The following is a 26,089-nucleotide window of genomic DNA, read 5'->3' as shown; positions in this document are numbered from 1 at the left end:
CGGAGCAAATATCCGGGCAGGTAAAGAGAGGAACAGTGACCGTCATCGCCTCTGCCGGGAGGACGGAAATCTGTCATATTGTGTCTGCCGCAACAGTTTCAGGACAAAGAAGCGGCTGCGGGAGATTGTTTATATCTTGTTGATATTGTTTATAAAAACCATCAAAGACTCCATCGCAGCCTTTCACGACAGGAGAGGATGAAGGTCGATGCTGTCATGGTTTGCAAAAATGTTTCGATGTTCGTCGACAGATGGTCTGTCTGCCCATTCCCACCAAAACGGATGCGGTTGTTCATAACTAAATCACTATCCGTTTTGGGAGACCTGAAGGAACTGCGCGTTCGAACCGATGGCTTTCCCGTGCTCTGCTTCACCCCACAAAGCGACCCCGCTTTGTAAAATAAATAGCTGAACAGATTTCGCTTCTGAAATCATGACACATGAAAGCCAGCCAGAAAATTGTCACAAAAACTACATATCCGCCACGAAGCGAGCGGCTAACCCGAAAGTCTGCCTGAATATTTACCACCGCGTCCCAGCAGTCCGTCAAAAAGACCTCGCAGCATCAGAGAACATCTGAGACGACGCTGATCGGCAAACAGGGAAAAGCCGAGAAGGAAAACCGGCACGCGCCTGATAAAATAAATCCGCCATGCAACATCAATATAGCGACGCTTGGCGACGAGTATCGAATTGCGAATGACGTAATAATCTCTCATCGGACTGTGAATGGTGATGTTCTTCCAGAGCATCTTCTGCCGTCCTGACCCAATCGTATGAGTCATGATGTTCCGGTTGTGCAGAAAATGCCGGAATCCTTGCGACTTTGCGCGCAATCCCCATTCAACATCGACCAGATCAATAAAAAGCCCTGCGTCCATCAGACCGGTGTGACGCAACGTGGAGACAGGAATCAGCGAACCGGAAGCGATAATGAAATCAGCTTCGGCAACAACAGATTTTCCTGCACTGGCTCGTGTCTGCCGCAAACGAAGCCCGTGGCTGCGCCAGATGCTACCGAGACAATCATCATGCGAATCACGGAAGAAATTTCCGACCGCGCCCACCCGTATGCCGCGTTCCTCAAGACTTTGGCATAGAGTGACCAGATTACGGGCGGTCCCAGCAGTCAGAATGGTATCCTGATCAAGGAGCAGGATATAGCGGGCCTCAGCGTCCATACCGTGCCTGATGCCTGCATTCTGAGCAGCGGCCAGTCCAATATTTTCGTGAAGAGCAACAAAGGAGAGGCCATGCTGTGCGGCCAGCGCCTGAACAGCATCCGCATTTCCTGAGCCGTTATCGATGATAACGCCGCCGTCGACCTGCCCCGTAAGCGCGGTCAATCCGGCATCCAGAAGCGGGATATCCGGATTGTACGTGACGATGACCGCCCAGATCTCACAGCTCATGAAGACTTCCGGATCATTTCCAGCTCCGGAGAACCAGACAAAAACCGGTCACTGTCAGGCTTTTTCAGTGACCGGCGTTAAACAACTAATAAAGCAGGATGTTTCAGGCCGGAGTCTGCGAAAACAGCGTATCCACCGTGCGCGTAACGCTCTGACGCCAGTCCGGCATCTTCACGCCGAACACGGTATTCAGCTTGCTGTTGTCCATACGTGAATCCGCAGGACGTTTGGCGGGTGTCGGCCAGTCTTCAGTGCGGATGGCCGCAACTTCCGGCATTTTCTGACCATGCCGCGCAGCGTTTTCCAGCGCCGCCACAGCCAGTTCGTGCCACGTGGCTTCGCCCGTTCCGCAGGCGTGATAGATCCCGGCATACTGATCTTTCCAGCCATCACGTTCGATAAGCGCAATGATGGACAGGATCGCAGCAGCCAGATCATCCGAGCTGGTCGGATTGCCGCGCTGATCGCCAACGACTTTCAGTGCCGGATTCTTTGCACCGGCATTGATCATCGTGCGAACGAAGTTCTTGCCGTGGGCAGAATAAACCCATGAAGTGCGCAGGATGATGGCTTTCGGATCAGCCGCCAGAACCTTCTGCTCACCCTCGGCCTTCGTGCGCCCATAGACCGTTTCCGGGGAAACCGGGTCACTCTCCAGATATGGAGAACCCTTGTCGCCAGAAAACACATAGTCCGTGGAAACATGAATGAAGGGAATGTTGCGCTTGGCGCAGGCTGCGGCCAGCAGAGCCGGTCCCGTGCAGTTGGCGGCTTCCGCACCGGCGACTTCCGTCTCGGCGAGGTCAACAGCCGTCCATGCAGCAGCGTTCACCACAGCAACAGGCTTGTGCGCGTCGAGCACGGCTTCGATGGTTTCCGGCTTGGCGAAATCGAACTCGGGGCGTCCCACGCGATCAATACGTGGACCACCAAGATTGGCCAGAGAGGTCGCGAGCTGTCCGTTACCACCCGTAACGAGGATCGGACCTTTGCTTGAGGTGTCGGTCATTTGTATTCGAACCACCCTTTGGCTGCGGAAAACTCGGGAGCTTCCAGATCCTTGTCGGACAGCACGGCTTCTTCCGGCTTGATGGGCCAGTCGATCGCCAGTTCCTTGCTGTTCCAGATCACCGCACGCTCAGACGCCTTGTCATACAGGCCAGTGCATTTGTACTGCACTTCCGCATTTTCCGTCAGAGTGCAGAAGCCGTGCAGGAAGCCGGGCGGAATCCAGAGCTGTGACCAGTTTTCCTCGGACAGCTCAGCGGCAACCCATTTGCCATAGGTCGGGGAGCCTGTGCGGGCGTCGATGGCGACATCCCAGATCGCGCCCTTGGTGCAGCGCACGAGCTTACCCTGTGCGTGCGGGTCGAGCTGACAGTGCAGACCACGCACGACGCCTTTCTGGCGCGACAGGCTCTGGTTATCCTGCACGAACGGAAGCGTGATCCCGGCATCCTTCATGCGGTCGATATTATAGGTTTCGGAGAAGAACCCGCGATTGTCAGAGAATCGCGGCGGGGTGACGAGAATGACGTCAGGGATAGCCAGACGCTCGACCTTCATAGACTCTACTCCATAAAAAACAGGCCATGACGGCCCCTTGCAACAGGTATGGTGCCGCAGCGGTGAACCCTTCCCCCCTGTCCGTCTGTCGGACAAGGGGGACATAGGAATTCAGTCTTACTGACCGTGGTCGGCCAGTTCCTTCAGCAGACGACCAAGTTCGGTCTTGCCCATTTTCGCTGCGTGGGTGCGAAGCTGGTCCGCATCGATATAGCCCATACGGAACGCCACTTCGCCCGGCGAGCCGACAAGCATGCCCTGACGTGCCTGAATGGTGTGGACGAACTGTCCGGCCTGCATGAGGCTTTCCGGCAGCCCGGCGTCCAGCCACGCACAGCCGCGACCCAGACGGTCGACCCGCAGCGTGCCTTCCTCAAGGTAGAAACGGTTGAGGTCGGTGATTTCCAGCTCGCCACGAGCGGACGGCTTCACCTTGCGGGCAAAGTCATACACGCGGTCATCGTAGAAATAGAGACCGGTGATCGCCCAGTTCGATTTCGGCTCGGCAGGCTTTTCCTCAACAGAAAGAGCCTTGCCGGTTTCATCAAAGCTGACCACGCCATAACGTTCCGGATCACGGACCTGATAGGCGAAGACGGTTGCACCTTTTTCAATCTTTCCGGCCTCCCGCAGCAGGGCGGACAGGTGATCGGCAAAGATCAGGTTATCACCGAGGACGAGAGCGCAGGGGCTGCCTTTCAGCCACTCACCCGCGATCAGGAAAGCCTGTGCGATGCCATCCGGAGTCGGCTGCTCACGATATTCGAAGCGAACGCCAAACTGCGAGCCGTCGCCGAGCAGACGTTTGAACTGCGGCAGATCGGCGGGCGTGGAAATGATCATGATATCCCGGATACCGGCGAGCATGAGCGTCGTCAGCGGGTAATAGATCATCGGTTTGTCGTAGACCGGCAGCAGCTGCTTGCTGGCGGCGAGTGTCATCGGATACAGGCGCGTGCCTGAACCTCCGGCCAACAGAATACCCTTCATGTTGGTCTCGACGGGTGGTGCTTTACTCATGATTATGCGCTTCCGGAGGGTTATTTCTTGGCCTGACCGAGACGTTCGCCGGTGTAACGACGCGAACGAATCGCTTCCCACCAGTCACGGTTGTCGAGATACCACTGGATGGTACGACGGATACCGGATTCGAAGTTGTGCTTCGCTTTCCAGCCCAGTTCGGTCTCCGCATGCGTCGGATCGATTTCGTATTTGAAATCGTGTCCGGGACGATCGGTGACGAAGCGGATGAGGCGTTCACGCGGTCCTGCCGGATCGGGGACGAGCTCATCCAGAACGGCGCAGATTGTTTTCACGACTTCAAGGTTCGTGCGCGGCTGACGGGCGCCAATGGCGTAGGTCTCGCCCGGCTTGCCGACTTCGACAGCCTTGACCAGCGCTTCCGCGTGATCTTCCACGAACAGCCAGTCACGAACGTTCTCGCCCTTGCCGTAAACCGGCAACTCCTTGCCCTCGATGGCGTTGATTGTCACCAACGGGATCAGCTTTTCCGGGAAGTGCCAAATGCCGTAATTGTTGGTCGTGTTGGTCACGAAGGTCGGCAGACCATAGGTGTGATACCAGGCGCGAACCAGATGATCAGACGACGCCTTGGAGGCGGAATACGGGCTGCGCGGATCGTAGGGTGTGGTCTCGGTGAACGGAGGATCATCCAGTTCCAGCGCACCAAAGACTTCGTCAGTGGAGATATGGTGGAAGCGGAAAGCCTTGCGGGCCGTCTCATCCAGCGTCTGCCAGTAACCACGCGCTGCTTCGAGCAGCGTATAGGTTCCGACCACGTTGGTCTGGATGAATACGCCGGGACCGTCGATGGAGCGGTCCACATGGCTTTCAGCAGCCAGATGCATGACAGCGTCGGGACGGAAGTCCTCGAACAGCTTCGCCAGCGCCGGGCCATCGGTAATGTTGACCTGAGCGAACTGATAGCGATCTGACGAAGCGACAGCCGCCACCGTTTCCGGTGACGCAGCGTAAGTCATGCAGTCCACATTGAGTACCGAATGTTCGGTAGCGCCGATAATATGGCGCACGACAGCGGACCCGATAAAGCCACATCCGCCAGTGAGAAGAATACGCATCAAATCATCCCGTTTCGAGTGCCTTACAGGGGCACTACAACCTATAGCGAAGGCTGGCCGGTACTGCCAGCACGACACGTCACGCATCTGTTACAACATACAATACGTCTGAGTATCGGATTAACCATAGTTATGGCACTCTTGATGTTCATTTAACGGCAACAGGATGCTCTCATATTGGCACGCTCGTCCGCCATCGCAGTATTTGATTTCCTTAAACGACCAGATCTTCGTTGTGTGGCGGAAGAAACGTGCGTCGAAATTGTGGCAGGAAATTGCACTTCCTTCTTCGAGATCAGCGGAAACACACCAGACCGAATGCGCCTCACCTTTCCGGACAGAACTCTCCGGACGGGACCGGCGTGGATCATCCGTCACGGCCTGGAACTGGCTCTTCTTTTTGAAGACATTCAGTGCAGGGAAGAAACGCAGCCTTCTGTCCCGCTCCTGCTGAAAGCCAGTTTTGCCGCAGCCCGAACAGCGGCGCTGTTCGAGGCTCTTGATGAAGGGGCAGGAAAAAGTGCTTCGCCTCCGACCTGGGTCAGTCTTATGGGGGGTGGCCAGCCGCCCTCCCCGGCCACTCTCATGGAAATATGGGAAACGCTGAAAACCTACCTCCCATCAGAGAAGACACGTTCTGCGACACCCTCTCTCCCACTTTTTGAATCACTTTACTCATGGCTGACCAAGACATGGCCCCTCATCGGACCGCTGGAAGTGCTGATGGCGGCCGGAGGGGACGCGCGACTCCAGCTTGATCCCCGCAATGGCCTCAACCATTACGGCTGTTCGCATCGGCCACGTCCCTGGGCCGCGACTTTCGCCTCATCCACAGCCTCCTCCGTTTCAGAACGCGGTTTTGCCGCAGCAGAGCAAGTCCGGATTCGGCTGCAACGGGCGTTGCTATACGATTGTAGCCATTCAATGCTTCTTGAAGCTGCCGGGAACGTGCGCCACAGGCTGGCGCAGTATTATGGCCTGCCCGATGGCCAGCGCGTCATCCTCGCGCCCTCCGGGACCGACTGCGAACTGGCCGCGCTGGCCATCGCGGAAATGAATCCGGCGCGAAAACCGGTCACCAATATTCTCATTGCGCCGGAAGAAACCGGACGAGGCGTTCCTCTGGCTGCGGCCGGTCGGCATTTTGCAGCCGATACGGCCCGCAGTCCGCATGTTCCGCGTGGTCAGTCCATCGAAGGCTTCGGGCCAATCGCTGAAGATGCCGTCGAGGACGTCCGCCTGCGGACTCCGGACGGAAGCGAAGTGGATGAAGCCATTCTGACGCAAGAATGCCGGGCCCATATGGAGCGGGCGATTCGGGCAGGTCGTCATGTGCTGCTGCATCAACTGGACCTGTCCAAGACTGGGCTTCTGGCTCCCAATGAAACGGTGCTGGAGACTTTCTCTCGTGAGTTTAGACAGGATTGCGACATTGTCGTGGATGCCTGTCAGGCCCGTCTGATGCCGTCACGGATCGGCGGCTGGATTCAGGCCGGACGCGCCGTGATGATCACAGGATCAAAATTCTTCACGGGACCGCCCTTCTGCGGCGCACTGTTGCTGCCTGAAGAATGGAGAACGCGTCTCGATCACGATCCTCTCCCTATCGGTCTGAAAGCCTATGCAGGCTGCGGCGAATGGCCTGAATGCAAGGCCACCCGAGGTCTCTCGGACGTGGTGAATCACGGCCTTATTCTGCGCTGGGCTGCAGCTCTGGCCGAAATGGAAGCGCTGACCAGTATTCCGTCGCTGGAAGTGCGCTGGCGTCTTGAGCGTTTCCTGTCCGGCGTCAGAGAAGCCATGGCGCAGTGTCCCGACGTGCTGCTGCTGGAGGCACCGATTCCCGTGCGGGCTTCCCTGCCGGACTCGTGGGATGACATGACCACTATCCTGAGTTTTCTGGCCCGTGCTCCGGGTCAGGGCGCAGCAGATGAGTTCATTCCGCTTGAGCTTGAAAAGGCCCGCCAGCTCTATCATTGGCTGAACGCTGACCTCAGACCTGTTTTCGGTCCTGATGAACTGGAGCGTGAAAGCGAAGTGGCTGGCCTGCTCTGTCACATCGGCCAGCCAGTCGGGGTGCCCAGCACGGCGCTGGGTGGTGAAAAGGCTGGCGCCCTGAGAATTTCAGCTGGAGCCCGCCTTGTATCCGGCGAGCCGATTCACGCCAATCTGAGCACGGAAGTCCGACTGGCGCGGGAAATTGCCGATGCCCGCATGATTCTCGCAAAAATTTCCCTGATTTGTCATCACTGGGAACGGATTGCGCGCTATGACCCGCTGCCGACCTACGCGCCCGCCACCCTGTCCGTTCCGGCTCCGGCGCGCAGCCTGTCACAACAGAATGGAGAAAAATGATGGCTTCAGCCGTCCTGGACGCATGCCCTGAAGAGCAGAAAAATCAGGGCAATTTTCTCGACGCGCCCCGGCTTGAAAAAGGCGTCACCCGCTTCTGGCTGATCCGTCACGCTCTCGTGGAACAGAATGCCCGCGCCATGATGTATGGCACGATGGATGTTCCGCTCTGCCCGGAAAGTCTCGTGGCGCAGCAGCCAATGTATGAGGCGCTGGCCCGACGCCTGCCTTCCGATGCGCTCTGGTTTGTAACACCCTTGTCCCGCACCCAGCGCACGGCGCAAGCCATCCAGAATGCGGGTTATGGCGAACGTCCCCTGACGGTCGAACCGGGGTTTCTTGAGCAGGAACTGGGCGAATGGCAGGGTCTGCCACACGCCGAATTCCCGAAAAAACTTGAGCATGAGCCTCACTATTTCTGGCCGCTTTCAGGCGAAGAACGTCCGCCGGGCGGAGAGAACATGGTCGATGTCTGCCAACGGGTCGGACATACGCTGAGCACACTTGCTGCGCATCATGCGAAACGGGACATGGTCGTTGTAAGTCATGGCGGGCCATCCGCGCGGCACTGGCGCATGCGCTGAAGATTGACGCGGATACAGCGCTGCATTTCTCGATTCAGAATCTTTCGCTGACGATTCTGGAATGTCACGACGGAGTCTGGAGAGTCGTGACGGCTAACGAACTTCCCGGAATCTGAGGATTTTTGCGGGTCTTCCGTTGCTGGTGTTTCGGTGCAGAAAATTTTGTGAAAAATCTGTGCTGAAGGGCTTGCACAGTGCGGAAACCTGCTTTAAATCACCGCTCATCGCAGACGAAGCGGGCGTAGCTCAGGGGTAGAGCACAACCTTGCCAAGGTTGGGGTCGTGGGTTCGAATCCCATCGCCCGCTCCAGATTTTCTCAGAAAAATCAAGCGGATACAAAAGGCCACCGCAAGGTGGCCTTTGTCATTTCCGGATGTGGTTTCACACGACAGCTTCATCAGTTAGCACACCTCGCTGAGGGCGCGCTGACTCTGAGCGATGGAGCGCACATGCTCTCACATCGCAGAGATCAACGGTCCGAACAGAAACCGCTGGAACTTGTTCTAAAAACTTCCGTCACCCAGCCAACAAAGCGACATCTGTCGATCGCGCGGATAAAGCAGCGAGGCATGACTGCGGGGTCTCTCACGTCAGTCCCCGCAATCAGACCAAGGCCCGTTTTCACTCCGGGGCTGTCAGATCCACGACACCAACGCGCCCGTCTTCCGTTCCGTATCCAAGAATGCAACCATCCGCACTGAAAGCCAGCGCCGTGACGGAGCCGCCTCCGGCGGAACAGACCGGCAGCACACGCTCGGACACCTGATCCATCATCAAAACCGTGCCGTCAGCGAACCCCGCTACGACAATGTCCTGCTGCGGATGGGTCGCCACCCGTGTGCACAGCACGCCCGGAATGCCCGGCAGCTCAGACGGTGGCTTGCCCATCGGACCACCATTGAAGAATGGCCACAGGATCACACTGTCCGCCCCGCTGGTCGCCAACCACTTACCGTTTCTGGTGAAGGCCAGCGACATCACCTTGGTCGGGTAGCCGCTCATGCGCATGTTGTGCCCATCCGACAGACGCCAGCCATGCAGATCATTTTCCTGCATGGACGTAATCAGCGCCTCGCCGCCGGGATGGATCGCAATGCCGATATGGCTACCTTTCCACTCATAGACTTTCGCTGCGCTGTCTTTCGAATTCACGAACCACAGGGACGCGCCATTGTAGTGGGAGGCAGCAATCCGCTTGCCTTTGGCGTCGAACACAATGCCGGAGACCGTCGAAGGGTGTTCCAGCGTGCGTAGAGCGGTCGTGCCATCCGCGTCACGAAGATGGACTTCCTTGCCAGAGACAAACGCGATGGTTCCCTTGCGACCGTCACTCCAGCAGGCGACATGCTCGATCCAGCGACGACTTTTCGCCAGTTCCTCGGAAGCAGCACCAACTGTCCGCTTCAGACGACAGTCTTCACCACCGGACAGAAAACCTGAACCCGTCACATCCGGGGAAAGACCCAGAACCGGCCCGTCATGCGCCTGAACGGTTGTCCACGTCGCCGTATCGCGGATCGTTGCACGAGGCGCGATCAGCAGATCACCCTCCCCTGTGGCGAATGCGAAATGGCTATTGTCGCGTGACGCGCAGCAGGCGGTGATATGCCCTTCGACAGTCTGTTCCGCTCCCCGTTCTCCAACAATTCCGGGGAGTGTCGTCTTGTCGCTCATCCTGACCTCTTCCATCAATTTCTATATGAAAAGGCCAATCAGGCCCGGCAGCTTTCAAAACCACGACGCAGCCGCGGACGGTTCAGGTTGCGACCAATAAACACCAGTCGGGATTCCTTCTTTTCACCGTCTTTCCACGGCCCGATGAAATCACCATCCGCCATCATGTGGACAGCCTGAAATGCATAACGGTCGTTATGACCAGCAAAGTTCAGAATCCCTTTTGAGCGCAGAATGTCCGCACCCTGCTCCTGCAACAGGGCGCTGATCCAGGCATGGAAGCGGGCCTCATCAATCGGTTCGCTCACGGAGAAGGACATGCTGGTCACGTCTTCTTCGTGGGAGTGCTCGGTGTTTTCCAGAAAGTCCGGCTCATATTCCAGCGCACGCTGAAGATCGAACCCGCCCTGATCAAGCACGTCCGTAAGCGGAACATTGCCGCGCACGGCAGGATGAATCTTCACATAGGCGTTGATCTGACGGATGTTCGCCTCGATTTCAGTAAGCTTCGCTTCATCCACAAGATCGGTCTTGTTGAGGATAATCACATCCGCAAAAGCGATCTGGTGCACGGCTTCCGGGCTTTCTTCCAGCGTCTGAAGCACGTTGTAGGCGTCTACCACGGTCACAACGGCGTCGAGACGGGTCTTGTCCCGCACTTCCTCATCCACAAAGAAGGTCTGCGCAACCGGAGCAGGGTCGGCCAGTCCGGTGGTCTCGACAATAATGCCGTCGAATTTCGTACGACGCTTCATCAGACTGCCAAGAATACGGATCAGATCGCCGCGCACCGTGCAGCAGATGCAGCCGTTGTTCATCTCGAACACTTCCTCATCGGCATCCACGACGAGATCGTTATCAACACCGAGCTCTCCGAACTCGTTGATGACGACGGCATATTTCCGGCCATGTTCCGCCGTGAGAATATGGTTGAGCAGCGTGGTCTTTCCCGCACCGAGAAAGCCCGTCAGCACCGTGACCGGCACCTGATTCTTCGATCTGTCCTGTGTTTCCGACATGATCTGCTCCTTCTCCTGCATGCGAACCGGCGTGTCTGTCCGCACCGTTATCATTCACTGTGGGGACATATAGGCACGCCGACCCGACAGGGCAAAGAGACCCTCTCATGAAGAATGCTCACCGCAAACCGTTTCTCTCAAACGCATCCAGAAGAATCAGCAAATGTTTCTGGGTGCCGCCTTTTTTCAAAAAGGCGGCTTTCTAAAACAGATTCCGCAGCACGCCGGGCAGCAGGATGGTCAGAGGACTGACAGAAAAATCCGGTTTGTCGATCTTGCCGTCCAGCGAGAATTTCACCGCCAGCAATCCGCCCCCTTTTTCCGGCGACAGGAGCTTGCCCAAAGCCGGTATCTCTCCGGGAATGGCGTTGATCGCGAAAGCGGGCACGATGGTGCCCGACAGATTGAGCGTCCCTTTGTCGAGATTGACCGGCCCTTCCAGCGTCGCTCCGAGCGCACCGTTTCCAGCCCGGCCATCGTGGATATGCATCACGCCATCCGCGAACGTCACCGGCATCTCGAAACGCGTCACCTCAAATCTGGAGGTATCCTTGGAGTTGAGCCAGCCATAAATCGACAGGCTTCTCGCCACGAGAAGCGCGCCCGGCGCATGCTGGATGGTGAAGGGAGACAGCTTCAGATGCCCCCGGAAGGGAGCCGTCGCCTTTGTATCGTCAAACCGGCCTTCAAACTGCGCGTGCCCTCCCACCACCATATCCGTGACGGCGAGACGACTCAGCAGCGCACCAAAATCAGGCACATTCACCGTCATCCGGCGACTGTCGCCAAGCGGCAGAATTTCCGCCTGCGCAGCTGTAGGCTCCGTAATGGAAACCTTCATCCTGTCCACACGCACGCCGTTATGGTCGATAAACGCCTTCACGCCTCCGAGCGTGCGGTCATGGCGGTAATAGAGCTGATCCGCCGTCACATCGATCAGCCAGGGACGTCCCGGAGGCCCCTGGATACGTCCGCTCGCCGCTTCCGGCACATGCAGGGTCGTCTCCTTCACAGGCGAAGCCGGTCTGTCTGGATCGCCTTCCACAAGCGGACTGAGATCGAGCGTCTTGGCCCGCACCTTCACGGAAACAGGTTTTGCAGGACGCGTGGGCATCGTCAGCAGGGCCGAGCCGGTTGAGCGTCCAATCTGAAAGGAGGGAATCACCAGTTCTGGCGACTGTCCCGTCGGCAGATGCGCCTCCCCGGTGATATTCAGATCAGGCCCCTTGGCCCGGATATCTGTCGCCGCAACGATATTGCTTCCATCCAGAAGCAAGTCGGCATGCACTGTCGCAGCGCGACCCGGCACCTTGTGCCAGAGCGGAATATGCACGCTGGCATTGAGCAGATCGAGATCAAGAGCCAGCCGGTCATCCGCCTCTTTTATGGCGGCATAATCCACCTTCATCTCGCCCCGCCCCGTCATGTAGTCCGCGACAGGAATTCCGGCGGCGACCAGATTGTCAGGCGTCAGATGCAGATTGGTCACGATATGATCGATCACCTGCCCTTTCGACGCCTGATCGAACAGAATGTCTCCCTTGACGTCTGCCGGAATGTGACTGAACGCGCCTTTGCCCACGAGCTTCATGCCATGCATGGTCACATCCGTGTCCAGCGTGCCGTCGCTTACACCTCTTCCCATTGCGACATGGTCAAGGCTGATGTGGTTCATGTGCGCGTGGCCATCGAGGGTCATATCGTCCGTCGAAACCTTGGCGACCAGTGGCAAGGTGAGTGTGAAACGCACCACCGCATAGCCCCGGGGATTTGTGAACGGCAGAGGGTGACGCGACAGCACATGCAGGCGGGGCTCGGACAGCAACGCCACATGATCACGCAGATCGCCCGCCAGCCCGACCATGATGGTGCCGGTCTGATCCTTCTGGTCGAGACCGCTGATGATCATGCCGCCGGGCAACGCGGTCAGGCGACCGCTTCCCGTCGTTCCGACGCTCTTCATCGTCCGGGTCGTGGGCTGCCAGCCATGTTTGAAAGACAGCGTCAGCGTGCTCAGACTGGTTGCGTCCAGATGCGCGTCCACATCATGCAAGGGCGCAATCGGCCGCAGCCAGTGAATGTCCATCCCTTCGCCATCGAGTCCGCCCGAGATACCGGTCACCGTCGATGAACCACCGGTATCATCCGAACCGATCTTCAGATGGACCTGCGTGTTCCTGACCGTGCCAGCCGTGATGTTACGCCCAACCCACCGCCGCGCACCCTTCGCAGCCAATGCGGGCCAGTATTTGCCGAGTTCCGTGAAGGGCACGGGGGTCATGGCAAGATTGACGCCACCGTTCATGAGACCGGCATTCTCGATATTTCCCCAGTCGACGGCTCCGTTGGCCGTCAGCAGAGGGGGCGGAAGCGGCTCGACAACCTTCGGTGGTGGCGCCTCTCTGACCGTGTCCTTGGCCCTGCTCTTTGAGGAAGTCGTTTTTTTAGCCTTGGTTTTTTTCGCAGCGCCTTTTTGAACGACCGGCATGCTGGCGGGGACAACAGCTTCCGGTGGCGGCGCAGTCACGCTGCCAGCCGGAGCGGGTGGCGCACGCAGCTGCACGGACAGGGCCTGCAAGTCCAGATGCGCCGGCCAGCCTGCTGCGGTCTGTTTCCCGAATATCATATGCAACACCGCATCGCCTTCGGCGGGATACAGCGTGGACCCGGCGGCATCGATCTCACCGGTGCCGAGAGTCACATTCACCAGCGCATCGCTCGGCAGCATGTACCATGCCCGCCCCGCCGAGGTCATCGTGATGTCTCCGGCCAGCCCCACGGGCACCCTGACGGTCGCCAGCCCGGGCGCGAAGCTGGCGAAACCGGACGGTGTCAGCGGGGCAAGCGCGATATGCCAGCGCAACGTCCCTTCCGGCGTCACTGCCCCCTGCGCGACCAGATGCGCCGTGACCGGAGCGCCACCATCCTCGCTCGCCGCACCGACCGTGACAGAACCCACCAGCCCATGACGGTGCTTCACCACGACCGGCGTCAGCGCAGCATCCAGAGGATCGACGGTCCATGTTCTGTGGTCATGGTCGTCCGTCAAAACCACATGCGTCCCGGCAAGCGTCAACCGCCGAAGGTGGCGAACGTCGATATCGGGAAAGCCGCCCTTGCCGCCGGACGATGCACCGGGAAGATCGAGATCGACATCACCCTGGGCGTCCCGTCGCAGGGCGATGTGTGCGCCGGTCACGCGGAAATCGGTGACGGAGAGACTCCCGTGAAACAGCGGGAAGGCGTCCAGCGCAATGGCCCCGGCGTCGATCCGGTCAGCCACTTTCCCGGTTGAATCGAGAATGGTCACGTCGCGGAGTTCCAGCAGCACTGGCGAGCCGAACCCGTCCCGCAGTCCGGTCCAGCGCAGGGAGGCATGGCCTATATCCAGACGTCCTCTGGCAGGCTGCCCCTTGCCGCCTCCGACAATCTTGACCGGCAGGACGAGCCTGAGCAGCGGGGAGATATTGACCGGCCCCACCATCATGGCCGCCATGAGACCACCTGCGGCCAGCAGCGACACGCCCACCAGAGCGGTGGCGGTCCACATCGCGCCCTTCAGGAAACGCCTGCCCATAGTGGGCTTTCGGGACGGCTTGGAAGGCTCTCCCTGATCGGGTGAAGGTCCTTCGCGCATCGTCTCGCTCTTCGCCTTGTCTTGAGCTTCGTCTTGACCGGACCCGTCCATCACCGCCACCCTGTCCGTCCGATCATTCCGTAAAGCTCATGTCGCGACGCACCTCTTCTTCCCAGACCCGTTCCCTGACGGACCGCAAGCCCCCAGAAAAAGGGGCAATGCGTCCAAACGATGGCATGCCGCAAGAGGTTCCGCCCTCCGCTGCCGCCAAATCCGCCGAACGCTCCGGAGGGGCAGGCTGGCGGGGACGCAGACGCACGGCCTCCTGGCCTGATCTTGCCTGGCCGAAGCCTGCCGACCCGGACGCGCTGGCGCGGTTTCTGGAAGACCTCGCCGAGCGCTGGCAGGAGGCCGGCCTCGACCCTGCCCTGCTGGAAACATCCGGTGTCCCGTGCCTGCTGGCGACTATAGGCGGCAACAGCCCGTATCTGACCGAACTCGCGTTGCGCAGTCCCGCCGACTTCGCAGCCCTGCTGCTTGAGGGGCCGGACCGTTTTGCCGAATCCATCTTCGCCGGAATCGACGCCCTGCCACCGGACGTCGATCATGACACGCTGGCCCGCGCCATGCGCGACGCCAAGAACCGGATCGCGCTCACCTGTGCGCTGGCGGACATCGGCGATTTCTGGTCGCTGGAAACCGTCACGCAGACTTTGTCGCGTCTGGCCGAAAGCACGCTGGACGCCGCCGTCAGACATCTGCTGCGCTCCGCATATGACAGGGGGCGGCTGTCCCTGAAAGATCCGACCCGCCCCACGCGCGGCAGTGGTTACGTCGTTCTGGCAATGGGGAAACTCGGAGCGCGGGAACTGAACTTCTCCTCGGACATCGACCTCGTCGTGCTGTTCGACGCGGACCTTCACGCGGACCCCGATACGGCCCGGCAGACTTTCATCCGCATGACTAGCGACCTTGTCCGCCTCATGGAAGCGCGTGACGCGAATGGCTACGTTTTCCGCACCGATCTGCGCCTGCGCCCCGATCCCTCCGCGACGCCCCTCGCCGTCTCGCTGCCAGCCGCCATCGCCTATTACGAAAGTCTTGGCCAGACATGGGAACGCGCCGCCATGACCAAGGCGCGGCCGGTGGCAGGAAACATTCGGCTTGGGCGTGAATTTCTGACGGCCATTCATCCCTTTGTATGGCGGCGTCATCTCGATTTCGCCCTGATCGACGACATTCACGTCATGAAGGCCAAGATCGACCAGCATCGCAAACCCGGTCGCTCCGGGCTGGCGAAGATGGCAGATTCGACGCTCACCAACCCGGAGGAAGGCGTTCACTGGCTGCTCGGCCATAACGTCAAGCTGGGCGAAGGCGGCATCCGCGAGATCGAGTTCGTCGCACAGGCGATGCAGCTTGTCTGGGGTGGGCGCACACCCAGCCTGCGCGATCCGACCACGCTCGGTGCGCTGCGCACGCTGACGCGCTCCGGCCATATGCCGCGCGAGGAAGCTGAAACCCTCGCCCGCGCCTATCGCCTGCTCCGGATTGTCGAGCATCGGGTGCAGATGCGCGCCGATCAGCAGACGCATCAGCTTCCGGACACGGAAGAGCGTTTCAACGCGCTGGCGATCTTTCTCGGCTATAGCAGCGCGGGCGACTTCGCGCTGGACCTGCTGCCGCAGATGCGTGCGGCGCGGCGCATCTTCGAGAAGCATTTCAGCACACCGACCCGCGAGATCCGCCCCGAAGAAGCGCTGCTCGACCTCGGCTCGGATGAACTGCCCGCCCGTCTCGGGGAGATTGGTTTTCCGCAGGATGACTGCGATGACGCCGCGACGATTCTCAGTCACTGGGCTGGTAACAGCCGCCGGGCGCTGCGCTCGGACCGCGCCCATGCACTGCTGCGCGGGCTGATGTCGGATCTGCTCGCCAGCTTCATCGCCCGGCGTGATCCGCTTACCTGTCTGCGTCACTTCGACACACTTCTCTCGCGGCAACGCGCCGGAGTGCAGTTGCTCTCCCTGCTGGAGCGTAATCCCGCGCTGATCGACCGGATCGCGGCGATTTTCGACGCCTCGCCTTTCCTCGCCAATCATCTGGCGGACAGTCCGTCCGCGCTGGAGGGTCTGCTGGAGCTTCAGGAGGAAGAAGAGGACAATCTTCCCCCCGCAGCCACCTTCGCGCCGGAACAGATTCGCCTGCTGGCGGCGGAAAAGCCTGATTCCGAGCTGCTGGTCACTCGGCTGCGCCCTGTCGTTCGCGCCGAGGAGTTCCGTTTATCCGTTGCCCGGCTGGAAGGGCGTCTGGACGAAGACACGGCGGCGCAGGAGCGCACAGACGTAGCGGATGCTGTCATGACGGCGCTACTCGACAGCGTGTTCCGGGCGCATCGGGCGCGTCATGGCAAGGTCGAAGGCGGCGGGATCGCGGTCATTGCACTGGGCAAGGCCGGATCGCGGGAAATGATGGCCGGGTCCGATCTCGACCTAATGATGATCTTTGATCACCCGGAGCATGTGACCGAAAGCACCGCGCTCCCCAAAGGGGGCGGTCGCACCCTGACTGTCTCGCAATATTATCTCCGGCTGGCGCACAGCTTTATCGGCGCTCTGACCGCGCCGGATTCCGAGGGACCGCTTTACCCGGTGGACATGCGCCTGCGCCCGTCGGGTGCGGCGGGGCCGGTGGCTGTGTCGCTCTCCGCTTTCCGTCGCTATCACGCGGAAGAGTCATGGACATGGGAACGCATGGCGCTGACACGGGCGCGACTTGTCACCACCACAGGGGAAAGCGGTGTCCGGACCCGTCTGAAAAAATCCCTGCGCGAAGACATTGAAACGGCGCTGTCGCCGGACGCCCGACGCACAGCGGAGAAAGTCAGGGAGGACGCTGCCGCCATGCGAAGCCGCCTCGCCCGTGACCTGCCTCCTTCCAGCCCGTGGGACGTCAAGCGGCGACCGGGCGGACTGATGGAGGTGGAGTTCATCGCTCAGGCGCTTCAGCTGACTTCGGACTCGGCCAAGGTCCGGTCTCCCGTGACCTCACAGGCCTTTGAACGGCTGGCCAAAGCGCGGCTGCTGTCGGCGGAACAGGCGGACATTCTGATTGAGGCTGATGAGCGGTGGAGAAGCCTGCAAAGTGTCCTGCGGTTGCTGTGCGGGCCGAAGCCGCCGGTTGATCCGGCGCAGGAGCTTCCCGCCGCCACGCTGGATCTTCTCTGCCGGACGATGGATGTGCCGGGAGTCTCGACCCTGCGGGAGGAAATCGAAGGGCTGGCGGACATCGTGCGCGGGTTGTTCACACAGTTGATCGGCCCTGTGACGGAGCCAAACTGACGCCACCGCCTCGGTGAATCAGGTTGCGGCCAAAAGCCCTCTGAGGCAGGCTTGCCGCATGAGCACAGATTCCATCAAGGTGGGCGACAAAGCCCCTGATTTCACTCTTGAAGCCAGCAAGGGCCGTACGGTTTCGAGCGCCGATCTTTCGGGCAAGCCGTATGTGCTCTACTTCTACCCGAAAGCGGATACGCCCGGCTGCACCACGCAGGCCTGTGGCATTCAGGAAGCGCTCCCTGCGCTTGGAAAGCTGGATCTCACGGTGATTGGCGTTAGCCCCGACCCTGTCGCAAAGATCGACAAGTTCGCGGACAAATATGGTCTGGAATTTCCTCTGGCCAGCGACCCTGAGCACAAGCTGGCCGACCAGTACGGCACATGGGTTGAAAAATCGATGTATGGGCGGACCTATTTCGGCATGGAGCGCAGCTCTTTCCTTATCGGTGCTGATGGCCGGATCAAGGCGCTGTGGCGCAAGGTGAAGCCGGCCGAACATGTCGCGCTGGTGGAAGCCGCGGCGAAGGATCTGCACAAATAAGGAAGGCCGCGCCATTACACGGTTTTCATGTCAGCGTGTGGCAATGGCAATGAATTCGCCCACAATTCGCCATGAAAACCCGTTTTCATGTGTCTCATAAAAGGACAACGAGCCTGGCTTTCGCCCCGCTCATGATCCGGGACACATGACATGAACAAGTATCTTCGCTCTCTCGTTGCTATCCCTGCCCTGATCGGCCTTGTCGGCGGATCCGTGGCGCTTCCAGCCTATGCACATGCCCAGCCCTGGGGTGGTGGTGGGCCTCGCGGTGGATGGGCCGGCGGCCCCCGCGGTGGTGGAGGCTGGGGCGGTGGTCCCGGCCGGGACTGGCATCATCACGGTGGTAGATGGGGTGAAGGCGCTCTCGCAGGTGGAATTATAGGCGGCATGGCGCTGGGTGCTGTCGCCGGAATGGCGATGGCGAACTCGCCGCCAGCGCGTGTGGTCTACGCGCCGCCTCCACCACCGCCGGTCTATGTCGCCCCGGCTCCGTACGCAGTCGTTCCTGCCGCACCGGTCTATGGTTCCTATTACGGCGGCTGGTGAGCGCATCCACACTCGACACGATTTCCGGCCCGAGGCTTTACAGCCCGGGCCTTTTTTATGTCTGGATGTAGAGAAATTTCATACGAGCCTGATAATGCAGGCATCGCTTCTATGAGAAACCGAAGTTCTTCAGATGTTGCTTACAATTTCAATCACAAGCGTCCCCACTTCGCTCCGTGAAAAATGTGGTTCTGCACTATCTCTGAGCCATAACTCTGAACATCAGTCATACCGGATCATTACTTGCGATTACACTGCCCGGGTTCGGCCAACCCCGCCCTCGCCGCCTTTAGATAAGCATCGATAGTGATAGAATGACGCAAGTAATAGTCTCTATAAGCTTCGGAAACACACGGGTGTAATCCTCGCATAAAAGCAAACGCATCGAATGACAGCAAGATGATGAGCAGGACTATTCGTTTCATCGTCACATGACCCAGTTGATTTGGCTATACCACAGGATAGTCGTGACAATATGGAGCATGGCTATAATCATCAGCGAAATCATGATGAACCGTTGAGAACGAGATAGCAGGGTGCAGGCAAGGAATTGTATGGCCAGTGGATTGCCAAAAACGTAGCGCTCGATTGAGGCAACGCCGGTTGAAGAAGCCAGAAACGCAGTCGAACCGACAAGAAAAGCATTGAGCACCCATTGGCGCGAACACATCTTCCATATCATTACGATAGCCAGCAGGGCGAATACACCAAACTGAATCTTGTTTAGGTGGCTAAACGCATGAATCATGTGGAAGAGGAAAAAACGGAACCTTTTATGCCAGGCAATCTCGACATGAGCAAAGGCGAAACCATCGCCGGTTACATGAAAGAGATATAACACAAAGAGCGATAGTCCGACGCCTCCCGCCGCTATCAGCAGAAGACTGTCAGATAAACGGTGTCGGGCCGTGTCGAGCGTAAACCTGGTGGTGCCAGCAGGCCCTCCAAGCAACCACCAGACCGAAAGACACACCGTCATCATGAAGCCGGTCGGGCGGGCAAGCGCCATCAGGGCGCAACTCAGAGCGGCCATCCCGATCCGCCCGCTGCGCAGCGCCACGATCGCCGCCATAAGCATAACGCCATACACGGCTTCGGAATACTGCACAGTATACCAGATATTAAAAGGATACAGCACGAAGAAGAGGACGAATAACAGTCTGTCCGCTCGAATACCGCGCAATTCAATGTCACGATAGCAAAGAAAAATAAGAAGTGGCCAGAGAACGATATTAATCAGCAAACCTGCCGATTGTGTACCGAGAGTAAAAAGATGCTGCAGCGCACCGACAAGAGAAGGATATAACGGAAAAAACGCCCAGTTTGCCTCAGCAAGTCGCTTCTCATCATAAAGCAGCGGAAGACGTGAATAACCATTTGAAACAATATCGCTATACCAGAAACAGTCCCACCGACAGGAAGCAGAAGCAAGGCCGCCCCAAGGCAAAGACAGCAACGCTGACAGCGACAGACCGGCACCGCAGGCTGCAAGAATGACAATGACAAAAACTTTAAGGCTACTGTTCGTCTTTTTCTGAAGATCCAGAAAGCTATCGCGCATCATGGTCACTGGTTTTCCCACGTCGCATTTTCAATGTGATAGCGTGGGCGTCTTTTCGTCTCCAGATAGATCTTCCCGATATATTCACCGATAATGCCAAGCGAGAGCATCTGCACGCCCCCCATGAAGAAGATGGCAATCGTGACGGATGTCCAGCCGGGAACCGTATGACCTGTTTCTTTGCCGACAAGAGCATAACAGATCGCCAGAATAGCAATGCTGGAGATCAGGATACCTGTGAAAGCGATAATCCGCAGAGGCGTTACGCTCAGAGAGGTAACTCCCTCCACTGCCAGACTGACCATGCGTGACAGGGGATATTTGGACTCACCGGCGGTACGTTCAAGGCGCGAATAGTAGACAGATGTAGATGGAAAACCGATAAGGGGAACCAGTCCGCGAAGAAAGAGATTCCGCTCTTCATATTCAAGAAGAGCGTCACACGCCCGACGATCCATCAAACGAAAATCGGCATGATTTGGAATCAGATTAACGCCCATAAACAGCATGAGCCGATAAAACATTTGGGCTGTTTCCCGCTTGAACAGCGTGTCCGTCTTTCGTTCACTCCGCACGCCGTACACAATGTCATAACCGTTCTGCCACGCAGCAATCATATCGCGGATGGCAAAAAGATCATCCTGAAGGTCTGCATCAATACTGACGACAACATCGAAATTGGTCACAGTAGAAAGACCTGCAACAAGAGCCGTCTGGTGACCCATATTCCGCGAAAGCTTCATTCCACGAACCTGTGGATCAGTCCGCGAAGCCTTTTCAATCAGACCCCATGTATCGTCCCGACTGCCATCATCCACGCAGAGCACGAAACTGTCAGGAGCGATGACCCCATCCCTTACGCAGTCAGAAAAAAATTCTGTCACACTTGCAAGCGTGCGCGGAAGCACTGCTTCTTCATTAAAGCAAGGCATCACAACGGCAAGGCAGGGCAAGGCACAACGCCGGGATCTTGTGTAGTTAACGGGTTTCATTTCTAGGTGTCATCTGGGTTATAATTACGCAATCGATGAGTATTTATCCTACAATCGCTCAGGAAGCCATATTCACCACAGAACATAATGATGTAATTTAAAAAACATATTTAAGTCTGGCGTTGAATTTATATCGGTATTTTTATATAAAATGGAAGAAATACCCCATTTTTACGTGCAGAAGTATTGAGATAGACGATAACGGGCAATCACCGAGTAATTTCCAGCCCAACCCTTCCTGACAAACTCTGCAAGACAGCACCTTGAAGCAACATCATCCCTCATTCACCGTCACCTCGAACCTGAGACGACAAAAAGGGATGGAATCAGGCAGTACGCAGCGTGTCAGAACCCGGATGACTGCGCTCGGCCCAATGAAGTAAAAAAGACCATTCCCCTTTTTCTATGGCACATAGAATCCATCAATATTTTCATAGACAGATTGCCTCTGAATCCTGAAATCATTGCCGATTTAAAAATGATGCATTTCAAAATCTCTTTTTTATAAAGAATGTTTTTTCAATATATTATATTTTCAAAAATTAAATGTTCACAAAACCATGATTTTGTCGTAATGTTGCTGCCGTGCAGAGGAATATATAGAACGAAAAACTAAAAAATATCTGAAGTGAAACAGGGTTTCATACTGCAATACTGTCTGCACGTTCCGAGAAGTAGGTGAAGGTATTCTGAAATACGGTCGCCACGGTATTTTACCAGATCCGACTTCAGGAGAGAACTTCGGCCACACAGGATTACAAAAGTGAGGCCGGACTGCTCACTGAGGGAACTTTTCCCCTCCGAAAAGTTTTTCCTCTTTCCAGCAATGTCATCATGGAGACCACACGCTTGACCACGACAAAAAGCACAGGGCCATCCCTGTCATCTGTCTTGAAATCGATCGAGATTTCACCAAATGCCGACAAGACCCTATGGATCGCAACCATCGTGGCCGCCATCTGCGGCGGCCTCTATGGATACGATACAGGCATCATTTCCGGTGCGCTTCTGCTGATCAAGCAGGACTTCCATCTTTCCATCACCCAGCAGGAATGGGTGGCGTCCGCCATTCTCGCTGGTGCGGCTGTCGGGGCCATCGGTTTCGGCTGGTCCTCCGAAAAATTCGGGCGCCGGGCTACCGTCATTTTTGTGACGGCGATCTTTGTCATGGGCTCAATCGCCTGCGCTCTCGCACCCAGCATAAACCTGCTGATTACAGCACGGTTTTTCCTTGGTCTGGCTGTCGGTGGTTCCACTCAGGTCGTGCCGACCTACATCTCCGAGCTCGCTCCTCCTGCAAGACGCGGCAATCTCGTCACACTATTCAACGTGGCGATCGGCGTCGGCATTCTGCTCGCCAACATTGCCGGATTGATGATGCGCGACGAGTGGGGCTGGCGTCCGATGGTGGCAGCCGCGGCAATCCCGGCGGCCTTTGTTTTCATCGTGATGTTCTTCCTGCCGAAGAGCCCGCGCTGGGCCGCCCGCAATGAGGGGCTGGATGTCGCAGCCGAACAGCTTGGACGCATCCGCAGCACGCGTGAGAGCGTCCAGAAGGAAGTTCGGGAAATTCACTCGAACATGCAGAAAATCGACACCACGGAGCGTGGCTGGAAAGGCCTGATGCTTCCTTGGGTGCGGCCTGCGGTCATCGCGGCGCTCGGTGTCGCCTTCTTCACACAGGCCGGCGGTCTGGAGATGATGATCTACTATACCCCGACCTTTCTGACTGATGCCGGTTTCGGCCCGCAGTGGTCGCTCTGGGCCAGTCTTGGTGTGGCGATCGTCTACTGCATCATGACCTTGCTGGGCTGCCTGTTCGTGGACCGGATTGGCCGTCGTCGCCTGATGCTGATCATGGGACCGGGCGCTGTGCTTAGCCTTGTTGGACTGGGTATCTGCTTCGCCATGCATCCGGCTCCCGGCAGCATCGGCAGCTTTGCTATTCTGGCCTTCCTGCTGCTGTTCATGCTGTTCAACTCCGGCGGCATTCAGGTTGTCGGCTGGCTGACGGGTGCTGAAATGTTCCCGCTCCCGATGCGTGGCGCTGCGACCAGTGCTCATGCGGCGGTCCTGTGGGGCAGCAATCTCGTTGTCACGGCCACCACGCTGGAACTGGTGCAGACCCTGACACTCGGCGGCACCATGTGGTTCTATGCGGCCGTCAATCTTGTCAGCGTGATGTTCGTCTTCCTGCTGGTTCCTGAAACGGCAGGCGCTTCGCTTGAAGATATTGAGACGACTCTTCGTCAGGGCACGTTCCGTCCCCGGATTGGCCACAGCCCGAAGATCATCGACAATCTCTGATCTCTTCTTTCCGGCCTGAGCCGGGAAAAAACAGAACCTTAGTTCTTTTCATGACGCTGCTTCGGCCAACCGCTGGAGCAGCGTTTTTTTGGCTCTGTGGCATCAGCGTAACGCCTTCGGCTTTATCGTTCATTTCGGACATTTTAGGTATTGTTATATTATAACATAACATCGTATGGAGGGCTGAAATCAGCCAGTACGGATGCTCAATGAATCGCCCTGTCCATCCCGTTACCTTTCTGCTCGTCGCCAGTCCGTTGCTGTTCTCCCGGCACGTTCTCACACCTGCCCATGCCGCTGAGACAGGAACGACCACAGCTACGCCAGTAACAGCACAGCCTTCAGCCAAAACAGAACCGGTCAAAGCGGTGACGGCGACCCGTGACGAGCACATCATCGTCACGGCGCATCTGGACAAGCAGCGCGCCAGCCTCCAGCCGTCAACGGGTGCGAGCGTCTATCACTTCACACGTGCGGATATCGAAAGAATCCCTGGCGGTGACAACGCGCCTCTGAATGGAGTTCTTCTGCAGGCTCCGGGCGTAGCGCAGGACAGTTATGGGCAGATTCATATTCGTGGTGATCATAACGAAGTGCAGTTCCGCCTTGATGGTATCGCACTTCCAGAAGGGCTGAGCGTCTTCGGGCAGACACTCATGACCCGCTTCGCGCATTCGATGTCCCTGACGACAGGTGCGTTGCCCAGCGAATACGGTTTTCTGCAGGCAGGCGTGATTGATATCACGACCAAGAACGGTACGTCTGACAGTGGAGGCAATGCTTCCATTTATGGGGGCGCCCGTGATTATTTCTTCCCATCCCTCCAGTATGGTGGCCACAATGGGAAATGGGATTACTTCGCGACCGCAGACTTTGTGCATAATCGCGTCGGCATCGAAAATCCTACACCGGATTTCAACGCGATCCATGATCTGAGCAATCAGTATCACTTCCTTGGACATCTGCGTTACACGGCTGACGAAAACACACGCATCAGCTTCATCGCCGGTGTATCAAACGCCCAGTATGAGCTTCCGAACAATCCCGGCCAGCAGAGGCAGTTTGCCAATCCGTCCTTCCTGAACAGCGCCCTTTCGCAGCAGGTTTACGGCAGCGTGGACAGCGCCTCCCTGCATGAGCAGCAGAAGGAAATCACTGATTTCGGGATGCTGTCCCTTCAGAAGGAAATGGGAAAAGTCAGCCTGCAGACTTCAGCGATCGCCCGGTACAGTTCTCTGGGATACTCACCTGACCCGCTCGGTGATCTTGTTTATAACGGCATTGCCCAGCACGCCCAGCGCTCTGTCTTTTCGTCCGGCAATCAGACTGATCTTACATGGCGCGCAGCCCCGAAGCACACAGTCAGATTTGGTTTTCAGGCTTATGTAGAAAGAACCATTTCAAAATCTGACGCTACTGTTTACACGCAGAGCGGCACAGATGAAGACGGCAACGCCGAATTCGATGGCCAGACACAGTCCATTCATGACGGAACAGGCCGCACTGGCTGGATCTACGGATTGTATGCACAGGATGAATGGCGTCCTTTCAAGAACCTGACCATCAATTACGGTCTGCGTTTTGACGGCGTGGATGAATACACACACTCCAAACAGGTCAGCCCGCGTATCAATATTGTCTGGACACCGTGGAGAGGCGGCACATTCCACGCAGGCTATTCCCGCTACTTCACGCCACCACCGTTTGAGCTGGTTGGTGGAACGCAGCTGGATAAATACGCCAACACATCCGGAACGCCGCCCAGCTTTCAGAACACGATGGTCAAGTCTGAGCGCGATCACTATTTCGACGCCGGTTTCGCACAGGAAATCCTGCCGCACTGGCACGCGTCTTTCGATGCCTATGTCAAACTGGCCCGCAACATGATCGACGAGGGGCAGTTCGGCTCTCCCATCATTCTGTCGGCGTTCAATTACAAGCGGGGTCAGGTCAACGGCTATGAAGTGACCACCGACTACTCGCACGGTCCCTTCACTGTTTACGGCAACTTCTCATGGTCACGCGCCATTGGAAAAAACATTGTTTCCGCCCAGTGGAATATGGAGCCCGATGACCTCGCCTATATCAGCAATCACTGGGTGCATGTGGATCATGACCAGCGCTGGACGGCGTCCGCCGGGGGTAGCTACACAGCATTCCGCAAGACCGATCATCCCACGCGCCTGTCCGCAACAATGGTTTATGGCAGTGGTCTTCGCGAAGATTCAGTGATCCCGAACGGAGCATCCGTGCCGCAGTATGTCACCTTCAACCTTGGCATTGTTCAGTCGTTCGACAACCTGTTCCATACGCCGTTCCTGAAACGGACCGAACTGCGGCTGGATGTGACCAACCTCTTCGATCGCCGCTACATGCTTCGCAGCGGCTCGGGCATCGGTGTCGGAGCGCCTCAATACGGACTGAGACGAACGATCCTGACAGGTATTTCGCAGAGGTTCTGAGAAAGAAGAAGGCAGGGCTCTATCACTTCACCAAAAATCATAAAGAAGTTTTTGGTGA

At 57.5% G+C, this 26,089-nt stretch carries 16 protein-coding genes, 1 tRNA gene and 1 pseudogene; 8 read left to right on the top strand and 10 right to left on the bottom strand.

The annotated features are described in order from the left end of the window. Positions 1-497 precede the first annotated feature (497 nt). The 5 genes from B3759_RS10595 to rfbB form a co-directional block, all read right to left on the bottom strand. Complete coding sequence (locus B3759_RS10595; protein WP_291365880.1) at positions 498-1,412, bottom strand: glycosyltransferase family 2 protein; 915 nt, start codon at positions 1,410-1,412, stop codon at positions 498-500. Positions 1,413-1,515: 103 nt separating this feature from the next. Continuing rightward, positions 1,516-2,421, bottom strand: a complete 906-nt coding sequence (gene rfbD / locus B3759_RS10590; RefSeq protein WP_291365879.1) for a dTDP-4-dehydrorhamnose reductase — start codon at positions 2,419-2,421, stop codon at positions 1,516-1,518. After that, a complete protein-coding gene (gene rfbC, locus B3759_RS10585) occupies positions 2,418-2,978 on the bottom strand; it encodes a dTDP-4-dehydrorhamnose 3,5-epimerase (RefSeq protein WP_010667842.1) in 561 nt (186 codons plus the stop codon). The genes rfbD and rfbC overlap by 4 nt, the downstream gene beginning before the upstream one ends. A gap of 117 nt (positions 2,979-3,095) precedes the next feature. Further along, a complete protein-coding gene (rfbA, locus tag B3759_RS10580; protein ID WP_291365911.1) occupies positions 3,096-3,968 on the bottom strand; it encodes a glucose-1-phosphate thymidylyltransferase RfbA in 873 nt (290 codons plus the stop codon). Between the two features lie 50 nt (positions 3,969-4,018). After that, a complete protein-coding gene (rfbB, locus tag B3759_RS10575) occupies positions 4,019-5,077 on the bottom strand; it encodes a dTDP-glucose 4,6-dehydratase (protein ID WP_291365878.1) in 1,059 nt (352 codons plus the stop codon). 318 nt (positions 5,078-5,395) lie between these two features. Here rfbB and B3759_RS10570 point away from each other — a divergent pair, with 318 nt between their 5' ends. The 3 genes and pseudogenes from B3759_RS10570 to B3759_RS10560 all read left to right on the top strand — a co-directional run bounded on the left by B3759_RS10570 (position 5,396) and on the right by B3759_RS10560 (position 8,323). Then, on the top strand, positions 5,396-7,432 hold the full coding sequence (locus B3759_RS10570; RefSeq protein ID WP_291365877.1) for a hypothetical protein: 2,037 nt from the start codon (positions 5,396-5,398) through the stop codon (positions 7,430-7,432). Beyond that, positions 7,429-8,129 (top strand): annotated as a pseudogene (locus tag B3759_RS10565) (histidine phosphatase family protein). Before B3759_RS10570 ends, B3759_RS10565 begins: the two are co-directional and overlap by 4 nt. A gap of 119 nt (positions 8,130-8,248) precedes the next feature. Further along, positions 8,249-8,323, top strand: a tRNA-Gly gene (locus B3759_RS10560). Between the two features lie 312 nt (positions 8,324-8,635). Here the strand turns inward: B3759_RS10560 and B3759_RS10555 are convergent. The 3 genes from B3759_RS10555 to B3759_RS10545 all read right to left on the bottom strand — a co-directional run bounded on the left by B3759_RS10555 (position 8,636) and on the right by B3759_RS10545 (position 14,344). Next, positions 8,636-9,688, bottom strand: a complete 1,053-nt coding sequence (locus tag B3759_RS10555) for a WD40 repeat domain-containing protein (RefSeq protein ID WP_291365876.1) — start codon at positions 9,686-9,688, stop codon at positions 8,636-8,638. Positions 9,689-9,726: 38 nt separating this feature from the next. Next, on the bottom strand, positions 9,727-10,707 hold the full coding sequence (locus tag B3759_RS10550; protein ID WP_291365875.1) for a CobW family GTP-binding protein: 981 nt from the start codon (positions 10,705-10,707) through the stop codon (positions 9,727-9,729). A 202-nt stretch (positions 10,708-10,909) separates the two neighbouring features. After that, positions 10,910-14,344, bottom strand: a complete 3,435-nt coding sequence (locus tag B3759_RS10545) for an AsmA-like C-terminal region-containing protein (RefSeq protein ID WP_291365874.1) — start codon at positions 14,342-14,344, stop codon at positions 10,910-10,912. 158 nt (positions 14,345-14,502) lie between these two features. Here B3759_RS10545 and B3759_RS10540 point away from each other — a divergent pair, with 158 nt between their 5' ends. The 3 genes from B3759_RS10540 (at position 14,503) to B3759_RS10530 (ending at position 18,709) form a co-directional block, all read left to right on the top strand. Then, positions 14,503-17,625 carry a bifunctional [glutamine synthetase] adenylyltransferase/[glutamine synthetase]-adenylyl-L-tyrosine phosphorylase gene (locus B3759_RS10540; protein WP_291365873.1) on the top strand — a complete coding sequence of 1,041 codons (3,123 nt, stop codon included), beginning with the start codon at positions 14,503-14,505 and terminating at the stop codon, positions 17,623-17,625. Between the two features lie 58 nt (positions 17,626-17,683). Beyond that, a complete protein-coding gene (bcp, locus tag B3759_RS10535) occupies positions 17,684-18,163 on the top strand; it encodes a thioredoxin-dependent thiol peroxidase (protein ID WP_291365872.1) in 480 nt (159 codons plus the stop codon). 150 nt (positions 18,164-18,313) lie between these two features. Then, positions 18,314-18,709 carry a hypothetical protein gene (locus B3759_RS10530; protein WP_291365871.1) on the top strand — a complete coding sequence of 132 codons (396 nt, stop codon included), beginning with the start codon at positions 18,314-18,316 and terminating at the stop codon, positions 18,707-18,709. A 427-nt stretch (positions 18,710-19,136) separates the two neighbouring features. On the opposite strand, the gene B3759_RS10525 is transcribed toward B3759_RS10530, so the two are convergent. Together B3759_RS10525 and B3759_RS10520 are read right to left on the bottom strand one after the other, a co-directional pair. Further along, positions 19,137-20,273, bottom strand: a complete 1,137-nt coding sequence (locus B3759_RS10525; protein WP_291365870.1) for a hypothetical protein — start codon at positions 20,271-20,273, stop codon at positions 19,137-19,139. A gap of 2 nt (positions 20,274-20,275) precedes the next feature. Next, positions 20,276-21,262, bottom strand: a complete 987-nt coding sequence (locus tag B3759_RS10520; RefSeq protein ID WP_291365869.1) for a glycosyltransferase family 2 protein — start codon at positions 21,260-21,262, stop codon at positions 20,276-20,278. Between the two features lie 849 nt (positions 21,263-22,111). Between B3759_RS10520 and B3759_RS10515 the strand changes: the two genes are divergently transcribed. Continuing rightward, positions 22,112-23,569, top strand: a complete 1,458-nt coding sequence (locus B3759_RS10515; protein ID WP_291365868.1) for a sugar porter family MFS transporter — start codon at positions 22,112-22,114, stop codon at positions 23,567-23,569. Positions 23,570-23,778: 209 nt separating this feature from the next. Further along, positions 23,779-26,031 (top strand): TonB-dependent receptor, encoded by a 2,253-nt coding sequence (locus B3759_RS10510; RefSeq protein ID WP_291365867.1) that lies wholly within the window; start codon positions 23,779-23,781, stop codon positions 26,029-26,031. The last annotated feature ends 58 nt before the right edge of the window (positions 26,032-26,089 follow it).

It is taken from the genome of Acetobacter sp. UBA5411, assembly GCF_002409645.1.
Classification (GTDB): domain Bacteria; phylum Pseudomonadota; class Alphaproteobacteria; order Acetobacterales; family Acetobacteraceae; genus Acetobacter.
The sequence above is the reverse complement of the archived record's forward strand: the minus strand, read 5'-3'. Positions and strand labels throughout refer to the sequence as shown.